This is a genomic window from Cellulosimicrobium cellulans, assembly GCF_007679345.1.
Classification (GTDB): domain Bacteria; phylum Actinomycetota; class Actinomycetes; order Actinomycetales; family Cellulomonadaceae; genus Cellulomonas; species Cellulomonas cellulans_A.
On sequence record NZ_VEGH01000002.1, the window covers coordinates 147,287 to 156,980 of the forward strand.

A 9,694-nucleotide genomic window follows, 5' to 3' on the forward strand; every position below is an offset into this window, starting at 1 on the left:
CGGCGGATCTTCGCGCTCGGCCGCGCGGGCGAGCCCGGCGCCGCCGGGTCCGTCCCGCGGCGGAGCGGCGGCGCGCCCGGCCTACGCCTCGGGGTCCCAGCGGGACGGCACGAGGTCCGCCAGCAGCGTGCGGTGCGCCCACCGGGCCCAGGCGAGCGCGCTCCACCCGCCCCGCCGCACGAGCGCGTTCCACGTCTCCGGGCCCAGTACGAGCGCCACCACGTCGGTCGCCCGCTCGACGTCGAGCCCCGGGCGCAGCACCCCGTCTCGGTCGCACGCCTCGACGAGCAGCCGGTGCACCGCGCGCCGGCGCGCCTCGTCGCGCTCCCACGCCGCGTGCAGCACCGGGTCGCCGACGGCGTGCGCGCGCACGAGGTCCTGCACCCCGGCGGCCCGCCCCAGCAGCTCGGCCGCCCCGCGCGCGTGCAGGAAGACCCGGCGGGCGGGGTCCGGCTCGGCGACGACGGCGCGCACCCACGGCTGGTCGGCGAGGTCGGGCGCGGCGTCCCGGCGGTCGGCCCCGTCGACGGCGTGGTCCAGGCAGCCGACGAGGATGTCGGACTTGGAGGGGTAGGAGTAGTAGACGGTCTGCACCCCGAGGCCGGCGGCGCGGCCGACGGCCGTGATCGTCGTCGGCCCGTACCCGTCGGTGAGGAACAGCCGGGTGGCGGCCTCGGCGATCCGCGCCCGGGAGGCGGCGGCCCGGGCGGCGCGCCCGTCCCGCGGTGGTGCGGTGTCGCTGCTGGTCACGTGGGTAACCGTAGCAGCGCTACGCATTCCTTTCGGTAGCGCCGCTCCCACAACCGCGCGACCCTGTCGCCGGATGAGCAGTCGATGTCCCCGTCGCGGCGATCGAAGCGACATCTCCTGCCCGCTCGGCAGGGTTCTGGCTGGTCAGAGGGCAGGCACGGGGGCGCAGGGTTGTCGGAGTTCCGCTACCGAAACAGGTCAGTGGCCCGTCGCCAGGAGCAGCAGCAGGGCCAGGTTGAGGGCCACGACCAGGGCGACCACGACCACCAGGACCACCTGCAGCCGCGGGCCGTTCGCGTACCGGCCCATGAGGGACCGGTCCCGGTTCAGCCGCACCAGCGGGATCACCGCGAACGGGATGCCAAAGCTCAGCACGACCTGGCTCACCACCAGCGTCCACGTCGGGTCCGCACCGACGGCGAGCAGCACCAGCGCCGGGACCAGCGTGATCGAGCGCCGCACCAGCAGCGGGATGCGCCGGTGGATCAGCCCCTCCATCACGGCCGCGCCGGCGTAGCAGCCGACCGACGTGGACGCGAGCCCCGACGCCAGCAGCCCGATCGCGAACACCACGCCGACCACCGGGCCGAGCGCGCCGCTGATCGCCGCGTGCGCGCCCTCGATGGTGTCGGTGCCCTCGACGCCGCGCAGGTTGGCCGCGGCGAGCAGCAGGAGCCCGATGTTCACCGTGCCGGCGAGCGTCAGCGCCGCGCCGACGTCCCACCGGGTCGCCCGGAGCAGCCCGGACCGCGCCGACTCGTCGGGCACCCGACCGAACCGGTCCCGGCTCAGCGCGGAGTGCACGTAGATGGCGTGCGGCATGACCGTGGCGCCGAGCATCGACGCCGCGAGCAGCACCGAGTCCGTGCCGGCGAACCGCGGGACCAGGCCGCCGAGCATCTCGCCGGGATCGGGCGGGCCGACCAGGAGCCCGGCCAGGAACCCGACGACGATCACCAGCAGCAGCCCGACGACCACCGTCTCGAACCGCCGCTGCCCGTACCGGTTCTGGGTCGCCAGCAGCAGCATCGAGACGACGCCGACGATCAGGCCGCCGAGGACCAGCGGCAGCCCGAACAGCAGGTGGAGGGCGATCGCGCCGCCGACCACCTCGGCGATGTCGGTGGCCGCCGCGACGACCTCGGCCTGCGCCCAGTACGCCAGCCGCGACCGGCGCCGCAGCCGCTGCCCCAGCACGCCGGGCAGCGAGTCGCCGGTGACGATGCCGAGCTTGGCGGACTGGTACTGCACCAGGACCGCCATCACGTTGGCGCCGACCAGCACCCACAGCAGCAGGTAGCCGTAGCGCGCGCCGGCAGTGAGGTTCGCCGCGACGTTCCCCGGGTCCACGTAGGCGATCGCCGCCACGAAGGCAGGGCCCAGCAGGGGCAGCACGCGGCCGCGCCGCACGGCCTGCCGATCGGTCGTGGTGGTCACCGCACCTCCAAGTTCGGACATCCGAACTCAGTGTAGACACGAGAGTTCGGATACCCGAACTCTCCTCGGTGCCGCGCCACCGCGCACGCGGGACGAGCCGGCAGACGGCCCGCCGCCGGGTCAGGCCGCGGCGGGCTCGACCTCGCGGCGCCACCGGCCGTCGACCCGCGCGAACCCGACGCGCTCGAGGTACGGCCCGGTGTCCCGCGCGTCTTCGGCGACGACGAGCGACCGCAGCCCCGTCCCGGCGAACACCCCCGACCGCCGGTAGACGAACTCGCCCGGCGCGAAGTCCCGGAACCGCGGCGTCACCCAGTCCAGCTCGACCTCGCCGACCCCGTCGCCGGCGTCCCGGACGACGACGACGCCGACGGTCTCGTCGCCGCGCAGGACCAGGTAGGCCCAGCGGGAGTCACCCGCCGCGTCACCCGGAAGGCCGAACGACGGGTAGTACCGCGCGATGTCGTCCGCGTGCACCCCGAGCACGTGCCGCAGGTAGTGGTCGCCCGCCCCGACCGGCACCACCTCGTACACGTCGGCGTCGTGCCGCTCACGCGTCAGCCGCCACAGCCAGTACGCGTCGATCACCGCGATCACGCCGTTCATGGCCGCGAACGGCCAGATGCCGACGATCGTGTTGTACGCGGTCGCGATGACCGAGCCGGCGAAGTTGAGCCACCGGAACCGCAGGACCCGGGCCTGCATCAGCGACACCACGACGAGGACGGACCCGACCCACCCGATGATCTCCAGGACTGGCATGGCGCGAACCGTACCCGTCGCCGGGAGGCGCGGCCCGGGACCCGGTTCCGGTAGCAGCGCTCCGGAAACCGCGGGCCTGCCGGAATTCTGTGGCCCGCCGCGACGGTCCTGACGACCATGGGGGCCATGTCCGCCTCCGCCACCACCCGGCCGCACCTGGTCCCGCTCCCGGTGCCCGCGGCGCTCGACGCCCCGGACGCCTGGCTGCTGCACGGCCTGGTGGAGGCGGCGAACGCCGCCGTGCTCGACGCCTGGGGCGACCTCGACCACGCGCGCACACCCGCCGAGGTCCTGGCGGGCCTGCGGCACCAGGAGTACGACGAGAAGCTGCGGTTCGTCGCGCTCGACGCCCCCGTCCACGACGGGCCGGCGGACCCGGCGCGCGTGCTCGGCTACGTCGCGCTCAACCTGCCCCGGCAGGACAACACCCACACCGGCTTGCTGCAGCTCGACGTCCGGCCGAAGCACCGCGGGCGCGGGATCGGCTCCGCGCTGCACGACCTCGGGGTGTCCACCGCCCGCGCGCACGGGCGCAGCATGCTGACGACGTCGACGGACCACGCGTCGGAGCCCGACGCCGCCACGGACGCCCTGGTACCCAGCACCGGCACCGGCCGCGTCCCCGCGGCGCACCCCGGCGTGACGTTCCTGGTCCGCCGCGGCTGGGACCTGGAGCAGGTGACCCGCCGCTCGGTGCTCGACGTGCCGCTCCCGGCGGAGCGCCTGGCCGCGCACACGGCGCAGGCGGCTGCGGCGGCCGGGCCGGACTACCGGGTCGTGCTCTGGGAGGGCCGGTGCCCCGACGAGCTGCTCGACCGCTTCGCCCTGCTCCAGACCCGCATGAGCACGGACGCCCCGGCGGGCGGGCTCGACCTGCGCGAGGACGTCTGGGACGGCGCGCGGGTGCGCGTCGCCGAGCGGTCGTTCGTCGAGCGCGGGATGACCTACCGGGTCGCGGCGGCGCTCCACGGGCCGACCGGCGCGCTCGCCGCGTTCACCGCGCTGGTCAGCCGACCGGACACGGACGCGTACGTGTTCCAGGACGACACGCTCGTGCTCCGGGACCACCGCGGGCACCGGCTCGGGATGCTGGTCAAGACGGCGAACCTCGCCCGGCTGGCCGAGGTGCAGCCGGGCGCCCGCCGGGTCGGGACCTGGAACGCCGAGGAGAACGCGCACATGCTGGCGATCAACGTCGCGCTGGGCTTCCGCCCGGCAGGCGGCGCCGGCGAGTGGCAGCTCCGGCTGGGCTGAGGCGCGCGCCCCGCCTGACGGTGGAACGACCCGGGTCAGGCGCCGACGACCGCGACCGCGCCCTCCTCGGCCGCGACCCGCACCCGGTCCCCCGGCTCCGGCGCCCCGGCCCCGCCCGCGGGCAGCGCCGCGGTGACCCGGGCGTCCTCGGGCTCCAGCACCGCGACGACCTCCGCCCGGCCGCGCCGGGTCCGGCGTTCCGCGACGACGGCCGCGCGCACCGGGGTCGCCGACCCGGGCTCGGGGTCGGCGGGGCCGAGCACCCGCCAGCCGCCTGCGGCCACCGCGAGCGCCGCGCCGCCGCCCGCCGCGTCACCCGCGCCCAGGAACGTCCGGTACCCCAGGAACTCCGCCACCTCCCGCGAGGCCGGCCGCCGCCACAGCGTCTCCGGCGCGTCGACCTGCAGCAGCCGGCCCGCGGACATCACCGCGACCCGGTCGGCGACCGTCGCCGCCTCGTCCTGGTCGTGGGTCACGAACAGCGCGGTCGTTCCGGTGGCGACGAGCGCCCGGCGCAGGTCGTCGGCCAGCCGCTCGCGCAGCGACCGGTCGAGCGCGGACAGCGGCTCGTCGAGCAGCAGCAGCCGCGGCCGGGGCGCGAGCGACCGGGCGAGCGCCACCCGCTGCCGCTCGCCGCCGGACAGCGTGGCGACGGGACGCCGGCCGTAGCCGGGCAGGCCCACCAGCTCGAGCAGCTCCGCGACCCGCGCGGCCCGGTCCGCCCGCGGCAGGCCGCGCAGCCCGTAGGCCACGTTGCCCGCGACGTCCCGGTGCGGGAACAGCTGGCCGTCCTGGAACACCAGGCCGAACCCGCGCCGGTGCACCGGCACCGCGGCCAGGTCGACGTCGTCCCAGGCCACCGCGCCGGAGGTCGGCGGCTCCAGGCCGGCGACGGCGCGCAGCAGCGACGACTTCCCGCAGCCCGACGGGCCGAGGAGCGCGAGCACCTCGCCCAGGGGGACGTCGAGCGCGACCCCGTCGACGGCCGTCACCGCCGGGGCGCCCCGGCCCGCGCCGGAGTAGCGCACGACCAGGTCGCGCACCGCCAGGCCGCGACCCGCCGGACCCGCACCGGACCCCGTCCCCGTCACAGCTCTCCTCCCGCCGGCCCGCGGAACCGCTCCGCGAGCGCCATCACCCCGGCCGTCAGCACCGCGAGCACCACGCTCGCCGCGAGGGCCATCCCGTAGTTGTCGGCGCCCGGCTGCCCGATGAGCCGGAAGATCACGACCGGCAGCGTCGGCAGGTCGGGCCGGGCGAGGAACGACGTCGCGCCGAACTCCCCCAGCGACACCGCGAACGCGAACCCGACGGCCAGCCCGATCGACCGGGCGGCGAGCGCGCCGTCGACGCCGAGCAGCACCCGGCCCGGTCCCGCGCCGAGCGTGCCGGCCGCCTCGCGCAGCCGCGGGTCGATCGCCCGCAGCACGGGCAGCACGGTCCGCACCACCAGCGGCACGGCGACCACGGCCTGCACGACCGGCACCAGGATCCCGCTGCTCCGCAGGTCGGTCTGGATGCCGAACGGGTGGCCGAGCGTGAGCAGCGCGCCGAACCCGACGGTCACCGCCGACACCCCGAGCGGCAGCATGAACGCCCCGTCCAGCACGCCGACCGCGCGGCGCGCCGCCCGGGCCCGGGGTCGCCGGGACACCACGAGCGCGACCAGGCAGCCGACGAGCAGCGCCAGCAGCGTCGCGTCGACGGCGATCCGCAGCGAGTTCCCCAGCGCCTCCCACACGGTCACCGTCAGCGCGTTCCGGCCGCCGGTGGTGCCGAGCGCCCGGTAGTGGTCGAGCCCCCACCCGTCGCCGGTGCGCAGCGACCCGAGCAGCAGCGCGCCGAGCGGCAGCGCCAGCAGCACCAGCACGACCCCGGTCACGACCGCGGGCACCGCGTGCGGGCGGGTCGGCCCCGCGCCGGACGACCCGGGCGCCACCAGCGACAGCGCCCGCTCCCGCCGCGCCCGAGCCCGGCCGGCCACCGCGAGCGCCGCGACCACGACGACCACCTGCACCACCGACAGCACCGCGGCGGCCCGCAGGTCGAGGAACTGGGTGGTCTGGATCCAGATCTCGGTCTCGACCGTGCCGTACCGCATCCCGCCGAGCACGAGCACCGTGCCGAACGCGGTCGCGCAGAACAGGAACACCAGCGACGCCGCCGACACGATCGCGGGCGTCAGCGCCGGCAGCGTCACCGTCCAGAACGCCCGGGCCGGCGACGCGCCGAGCGACCGCGCGGCCTGCTCGGGTCGCGGGTCGAGCCGCTGCCAGAGCCCCCCGACCGTCCGCACGACCACCGCGTAGTTGAAGAACACCAGCGCCGCGACGATCGCGGCGAACGTTCCGTCCAGGTGCAGGAAGCCGAGCGGCCCGTTCTCCCGGAGCAGCGCGCGGAACGCGACGCCGACCACCACCGTCGGCAGCACGAACGGCACCGTCACGAGCGCCCGCAGCGCGCCCACGCCGCGGAACCGGCACCGGTACAGCACGTACGCGCCCGGCACGCCGAGCAGCACGGACAGCACCGTGCCGATCGCACCCTGGGCCAGCGTCAGCCCGACGATGCGCCAGGTGCGCGGCCGGGAGAACACGTCCGCGAACCCCGACAGGTCGAGCGCGCCGTCCGGCAGGAAGCCCCGCCCGACCAGCGACAGCACCGGCCAGGCGAAGAACGTGCCGAGGAACAGCAGGGGAACGGCGGCGGCGAGCGCCCACGCCCCGGCGCGGCCGAGCGCCCAGCCCCGGGACGGCGCGCGGAGCGGCGGGCGCCCCGCCACGGCGCCGGCCGGCCCCGGGCGCGCGGGCACCCCCGGCCGGCCCGTGCCGGTCGGGGGCGTCCGCGTCGCCGTGCTCATCGGGTCAGCCGCGCCTCAGCCGACGACCAGGTCGGTCCACTCGCGGACCCAGGCGTCGCGGTTCGCCGCGATGTCGTCGAGCGGCACCTCGTACGGCGCGTCCGACAGCGGCGCCCACTGCGCCCACGCCTCCGGCAGGTCGACGGTCGTGCTCACCGGGTACATGTACATCGACCCGGGGATGTCGGCCTGGACCGCGTCGGACAGCAGCCAGTCGACCAGCTGCTGCGCGCCCTCGGGGTTCTGGGCGCCGGCCAGCACGCCGGCGTACTCCACCTGCCGGAAGCAGGTGCCGAGCAGCGCGCCGGTGGTCGGCTCGCCGCCGCCCTCGGGGATCGTCTCGGGCGGGCTCGACGCGTAGGACAGCGCGATCGGCCGCGGGCCGCCCCCGCCGCCGCCGGAGAAGTCGGTGTAGTAGGCGTCCGACCAGCCCTCGGCGACCTTCAGACCGTTGGCCGTCAGGTCGGTCCAGTACTGCTGCCACCCGTCCTCGCCGAAGGCGCCGACGGTCGCCAGCAGGAAGGCCAGGCCCGGGCTGCTGGTCGCGGCGTTGGTGACGACGGTCAGGTCCTTGTACTGCGGGTCCGTCAGGTCCTCGAGCGTCGTCGGCTCCGTGATCCCCCGCTCGGCGAACCAGGCGTGGTCGACGTTCAGGCACACGTCGCCCCTGTCGACGGCGGTGAGCGAGTGCGACCCGTCGGGCGCGTACGCGGCGGCGTCGGCCGCCGCGGGCGCCTGCGACTCGTACGGCTCCAGCACGCCCTCGTCGATCGCCCGCGAGGCGAAGGTGTTGTCGATCCCGTAGACCACGTCGCCGAGCGGGGCGTCCTTGGTGAGGATCAGCTGGTTGACCAGCGCGCCGCCGTCGCCGGGCGCGACCTGCTTCACGGTCAGGCCGGTGTCGGCCTCGAACTGCTCCAGCAGGCCGTCGCTCACGTGGAACGAGTCGTGCGTGACCAGCGTGACGGTGCCGCCGGCGGCGCCGGAGCCGTCGTCGGACGCGGCGTCGGAGCCGGAGCCCGACCCGGTCACGGAGCAGGCCGTCAGGGCCAGGACGCCGGCGAGGGCGGCGAGCCCGGCCGTGGTGGTGCGCCGGGGTGCCCGGCTGCGTGCGCGCGTGCGCGCCATGGTGGTTCCTCCTCGATGTGCACCGAGGGGGTCGCACCGCACCACCGCGCCCCGGGGAGCGCGACGGCACGGGGCGACTGAGATCCCGACTCCCTACGCCGGTGCTAACCGGATCAGGTGCGAGGGTCTGCGGATTCCGTCCGCACTCTCAGCGTCGGTCGGGCCGCGGTGTCGCGCACGGCCCGGGACGCTCCCCTGTCGTTCGCCGCCGACACTACACCGGCGCGGCGCGGCCCCCGTCCGGCGCGGGCTGACCTGCGGGGGCGCACCGGCGGCGCTAGCGTGGGGCGGAGCACAGCCGTCCCGACGCAGGAGGTCCCGTGGCCGACGAAGAGACCCAGTCCACGTTTGCGAAGATCACCGGCCTGGTGGTCGCGGGCGCCGTCGCCTGGATCGCGGGCAAGGCCGTGGACGCGGCGTGGAAGGCGGCGTCCGGGCACAAGCCGCCCAAGCCCGAGGACGACGACGACCCGCGCATCGCCGAGGTCGTCGCGGCCGCCGCGGTCACCGCCGCCGCCGTCACGGTCGCCCGCGTGTTCGCGACCCGCGGGACGAAGAAGTTCGTCGAGCGCGTCGACAAGAACCGCCGGCTCCCGAAGGCCTGACCCGGGGCCCCTCGGCACCGGGGTCGTCGCGCCGTCGACGGCCGGAGGTCCCGCCCGCGGGGCGCGGGCGCGCCCTAGCCTGAGCACCCCGTCCAGACGAAGGTGCAGGTCAGCCGTGTCCCACCCCTCCTCCCGGCCCGCCGTCGGCGCCGGCCGCTCGGTGCACACCGTCGACGACGTCCTGGCCCTCATGGACCTGCTGTTCGCCGAGCGCGCCGACCGGTGGACCGACCGCGGCGGCGCCGACTTCTGGGACCGGTTCTACGCCGACCGCGGCCGCCCCGTGCCGTTCTTCCGCTGGGCGCCGGACGAGAGCCTCGTCGCCTGGGCCGCCGACGGCCGGCTGCCGCTCGCTCCCGGCACCCGCGTGCTCGAGCTCGGCTGCGGACCCGGCCGGAACGCCGTGTGGCTCGCGCAGCAGGGGTGCGCCGTCGACGCGCTGGACCTGTCCGCGACGGCCGTCGCGTGGGGCCGGGAGCGCGCCGCCGAGGCCGGGGTGGACGTGCGGTTCGCGCGCGCCGACATCTTCGGGTGGCAGCCGCCCGCGGAGCCGTACGACCTGGTCTACGACTCCGGCTGCTTCCACCACCTGCCGCCGCACCGCCGCGTGTCCTACCGCGCGCTGCTGGAGCGCACGGTCCGCCCCGGGGGCCGGTTCGGGATCGCGTGCTTCGCGACGGGCGAGGACGGCCACGACGACCGCGGCGGCACCGGGGCCGACGACGTCGACCTGTACCGGGAGGGCGGGCTGGGCGGCGGGCTCGCCTACCGCGCCGACGACCTGCGGCGGGCGTTCGCCTGGCTCGACGAGGTGGAGCTGCGCCGGATGCGCCCGGCCGCCGACGCGGACGACGCCTTCGGCGAGGACTTCCTCTGGGCGGGGCTGTTCCGCCGCTGA

General features: G+C 76.5%; 9 protein-coding genes and 1 riboswitch. Of the genes, 3 read left to right on the plus strand and 6 right to left on the minus strand.

All coding sequences use genetic code 11. The annotated features are described in order from the left end of the window. Nucleotides 1–81: 81 nt before the first annotated feature. The 3 genes from FS882_RS03015 to FS882_RS03025 form a co-directional block, all read right to left on the minus strand. The gene (locus FS882_RS03015; RefSeq protein WP_187365105.1) at nucleotides 82–750 is read right to left on the minus strand and encodes a TetR/AcrR family transcriptional regulator; all 669 of its coding nucleotides are present in this window, start codon (nucleotides 748–750) and stop codon (nucleotides 82–84) included. A gap of 198 nt (nucleotides 751–948) precedes the next feature. Further along, nucleotides 949–2,208: an Nramp family divalent metal transporter gene (locus FS882_RS03020; protein WP_158370705.1), complete on the minus strand. Its 1,260-nt coding sequence runs from the start codon at nucleotides 2,206–2,208 to the stop codon at nucleotides 949–951. Nucleotides 2,209–2,307: 99 nt separating this feature from the next. Continuing rightward, nucleotides 2,308–2,949, minus strand: coding sequence for a hypothetical protein (locus tag FS882_RS03025; RefSeq protein ID WP_158370707.1), 642 nt, complete (start codon nucleotides 2,947–2,949; stop codon nucleotides 2,308–2,310). 126 nt (nucleotides 2,950–3,075) lie between these two features. Between FS882_RS03025 and FS882_RS03030 the strand changes: the two genes are divergently transcribed. After that, nucleotides 3,076–4,203: a GNAT family N-acetyltransferase gene (locus FS882_RS03030; RefSeq protein WP_158370709.1), complete on the plus strand. Its 1,128-nt coding sequence runs from the start codon at nucleotides 3,076–3,078 to the stop codon at nucleotides 4,201–4,203. Nucleotides 4,204–4,238: 35 nt separating this feature from the next. On the opposite strand, the gene FS882_RS03035 is transcribed toward FS882_RS03030, so the two are convergent. From FS882_RS03035 to FS882_RS03045, 3 genes are read right to left on the minus strand one after another with little or no spacing between them, the layout of a single operon-like run. Beyond that, on the minus strand, nucleotides 4,239–5,294 hold the full coding sequence (locus tag FS882_RS03035) for an ABC transporter ATP-binding protein (protein ID WP_158370711.1): 1,056 nt from the start codon (nucleotides 5,292–5,294) through the stop codon (nucleotides 4,239–4,241). Next, a complete protein-coding gene (locus FS882_RS03040; RefSeq protein ID WP_158370713.1) occupies nucleotides 5,291–7,063 on the minus strand; it encodes an ABC transporter permease in 1,773 nt (590 codons plus the stop codon). The genes FS882_RS03035 and FS882_RS03040 overlap by 4 nt, the downstream gene beginning before the upstream one ends. Nucleotides 7,064–7,078: 15 nt before the next feature. Beyond that, nucleotides 7,079–8,191 (minus strand): thiamine ABC transporter substrate binding subunit, encoded by a 1,113-nt coding sequence (locus FS882_RS03045; protein ID WP_158370715.1) that lies wholly within the window; start codon nucleotides 8,189–8,191, stop codon nucleotides 7,079–7,081. A gap of 73 nt (nucleotides 8,192–8,264) precedes the next feature. Then, a riboswitch (TPP riboswitch) is annotated at nucleotides 8,265–8,398 on the minus strand. A 113-nt stretch (nucleotides 8,399–8,511) separates the two neighbouring features. On the opposite strand from FS882_RS03045, the gene FS882_RS03050 reads away from it, so the two are divergent. Together FS882_RS03050 and FS882_RS03055 are read left to right on the plus strand one after the other, a co-directional pair. Then, nucleotides 8,512–8,796 carry a DUF4235 domain-containing protein gene (locus tag FS882_RS03050; RefSeq protein ID WP_158370717.1) on the plus strand — a complete coding sequence of 95 codons (285 nt, stop codon included), beginning with the start codon at nucleotides 8,512–8,514 and terminating at the stop codon, nucleotides 8,794–8,796. A 115-nt stretch (nucleotides 8,797–8,911) separates the two neighbouring features. Then, the gene (locus FS882_RS03055) at nucleotides 8,912–9,694 is read left to right on the plus strand and encodes a class I SAM-dependent methyltransferase (protein WP_262348033.1); all 783 of its coding nucleotides are present in this window, start codon (nucleotides 8,912–8,914) and stop codon (nucleotides 9,692–9,694) included.

Excerpts from the sequence above, each read along its gene's own strand:
- FS882_RS03025 (WP_158370707.1), bottom strand. The coding sequence starts at position 2,949 with ATGCCAGTCCTGGAGATCATCGGGTGGGTCGGGTCCGTCCTCGTCGTG.
- FS882_RS03045 (WP_158370715.1), bottom strand. The coding sequence starts at position 8,191 with ATGGCGCGCACGCGCGCACGCAGCCGGGCACCCCGGCGCACCACCACG.
- FS882_RS03030 (WP_158370709.1), top strand. The coding sequence starts at position 3,076 with ATGTCCGCCTCCGCCACCACCCGGCCGCACCTGGTCCCGCTCCCGGTG.
- FS882_RS03040 (WP_158370713.1), bottom strand. The coding sequence starts at position 7,063 with ATGAGCACGGCGACGCGGACGCCCCCGACCGGCACGGGCCGGCCGGGG.
- FS882_RS03020 (WP_158370705.1), bottom strand. The coding sequence starts at position 2,208 with ATGTCCGAACTTGGAGGTGCGGTGACCACCACGACCGATCGGCAGGCC.